Consider the following 2,452-nt stretch of genomic DNA (forward strand, 5'->3'; position numbering starts at 1 on the left):
ACGTCAAGTAAATGTGTATATTTTCTTAATGCAACTCCCAGCAAAGCAGAGCTACCTGCAACTGGCCAAAAAACATTTTTTTTAGCAGGTTTAACAATATTTAAATCGTCAAATTCTTTTTCACTGATTTTGACATATCTTTTTGGGATGAACCAATTAATAAATGGAAAAAACAAACTAATCCAAGTGCTTATTATATCGACCATTAAATACTCATCATTATATTTAATAATTCTATATTTTGGGTTTTTATTGATGATTTTAGATTCGCACAGCACTTTTTACCAGCTCCATTTCATAGGATTTATATGATTAGATATACTTTTTGTAGCTTCACCAACAGCACTTTCAACACTATCTATGGCTTTTTCTGCAGATTTTTCTACAGCATCTATACCAGCGTCTATTTAATATCTTATCTAATCAGTTTTATCTCTTAATTCAAATTTATTAGTATGAAAAGTCCAATTTATAAGAATTGTCTAAACAGATTCCGCAACAAAACCAGCTAAAACCGTCCATCCTATTGGATTAATAACGCCAATGTTATAAGAGCTATCATACAAAATAACACGCTCTATATTTCATTTTTAAATTAAAGCAGGGCTTCCTTTATCAATTACAATAGGCATTTTCACTTGGTATATTCAAACATCACTATCTATTTTCCTGTTCTAAGATATGATTGTCTTTTTTGAACTATCATTTAAGTATGCGTTACTACCAATTTCGATCATTTTTACTACTCGTTTATTCTTAAAATAACATGAACATTTTTATTACCTATCGAAGCCATATTCACTAAAAAGAAAAACATCGTGATAATAACCCAAGTTAAAAATATTATTATATTTTGTGACTCTGTCGTCAAAAGAATGGTTAAAGTAAATATTGAAGCGCTTCCTAAAAAAAAGTACGCAAAAACTATTAACAACCCTTGTTTGAAAGTCGGTATTAATACAACTCTATTCTTATTAACCACGTTGGTATTAAAAATTTTTAATGTTAATGTTTTATTTAGATAGAAATAAAACATTAACATCCCTATTAACATGATAAAAAATACAGTGATTGCTAGTTGTTTTTCAAACTGAACATTAAAGAAGTTACCGTACTTTCTCAATATAATTCCAAATAGAACTGAACTTCCTGCAACCGGCCAAAAAACATTGTTTTTAACAGGTTCGACAATATTTAACCTTTCAAATTCATTTTCGCTAATTTTTGCGTACTTTTTGGGCAAAAACCAATTAATCATAGGGAAAAAATAAGTAGTCCAAGTACTTACTAAATCGACCATGAAATATTCATTATTATATCTAATAACTCGATATTTAGGATTTTTATAAATTTGTTTAGATTCACAAAGCACTGTTTACCACCCCTAATTAACAATTGAAAACTAACTAAATTTGTAACTATTTATTAGACTTTAAGAATATATGTACTTTTTTATCTATGATTGAATGCATATTCATAAACATAAATAGCATAGTCATGAAAAGCCAAGAAACATATAAGATTAAATTTTGCACATTTTCAAACACCAACAAGTAAAATGCCCCATAAGACATGAAACCAGTAAAGAGATAATAAAAAATTGTGAAACAAATATTTTTAAAAGAGGGTAATAATCTTAATTTAAGTTCATTATTTTTACTTTCATTATAAACATTTAATGTTAATTTCTTATTTAAATAACAATAAAAAAATATAATCCCTAAAAACCCAATGAAACAACTGCTCCAAACAATTAGTTCTTCTAATTGAAAATCAAATAAATAAGTATTTCTTCTTACAGTACCACCAAGTAACACAATACCCGCGAATATAGTCCATCCTATCGATTTATTTTTAACTGGTTTGACAATATTTAATTTTTCATAATCATTCTTAGTGATTTTGACATATGTTTTCGGTAAGATCCAGTTAATAAATGGAAAGAAGAAAACAATCCAATTACTTGCTAAATCAATCATTAAGTATTCACTTTCGTATTTGATTAATCGATATTTAGGGTTTTTATTAATGATACTAGATTCGCAAAGCACTGTTTATCACTTCCACCTTATTCTAATTATTTTTTATTTGTAGAACAGTTAATACACTCCAATATAATTAGTTATTTATTCACCTTTTTATAACATTCGCTGTTTTATTGACAATGAGAGTTATATTCATCAAGAAAAACAACATTAACCCAATACCCCAAGCTATAAAAGTTATTAAATTTTGGTTTTCTAATGTCAGCAACATGCTTAAAGCTAAAATTGACATGCCTCCAATCAACAAATAGCCATATAATATTAGAACAGCATTTTTTAATGTTGGTACTAAAATTATTTTTTGTTCTTCTTTTTTATTATCGAAAACTTTCAATTTTAATTTTCGATTCAGAAGCACAAAAAAGATTAAAATACATAGAAATACAACGAAGCATATAATTATAACC

The 2,452-nt window shown here is 27.0% G+C and carries 4 protein-coding genes; all 4 read right to left on the reverse strand.

The genetic code is table 11. The features are described 5' to 3' along the window. Nucleotides 1-278 (reverse strand): DUF443 family protein (locus CD116_RS14005; RefSeq protein ID WP_240625139.1); only part of this gene is annotated, 278 nt, incomplete at its 3' end. Nucleotides 279-742: 464 nt separating this feature from the next. Then, a complete protein-coding gene (locus CD116_RS11990) occupies nt 743-1,372 on the reverse strand; it encodes a DUF443 family protein (protein WP_047550090.1) in 630 nt (209 codons plus the stop codon). A gap of 46 nt (nt 1,373-1,418) precedes the next feature. Beyond that, entirely contained in the window at nt 1,419-2,051 is a 633-nt protein-coding gene (locus tag CD116_RS11995) for a DUF443 domain-containing protein (protein WP_047550092.1), read from the reverse strand. Nucleotides 2,052-2,130: 79 nt separating this feature from the next. After that, nucleotides 2,131-2,452: DUF443 family protein (locus CD116_RS14010; RefSeq protein WP_240625129.1), on the reverse strand; the 322-nt coding region annotated here is incomplete at its 5' end.

The sequence above is a fragment of the Staphylococcus schweitzeri genome (genome assembly GCF_002902405.1).
GTDB classification, from domain to species: domain Bacteria; phylum Bacillota; class Bacilli; order Staphylococcales; family Staphylococcaceae; genus Staphylococcus; species Staphylococcus schweitzeri.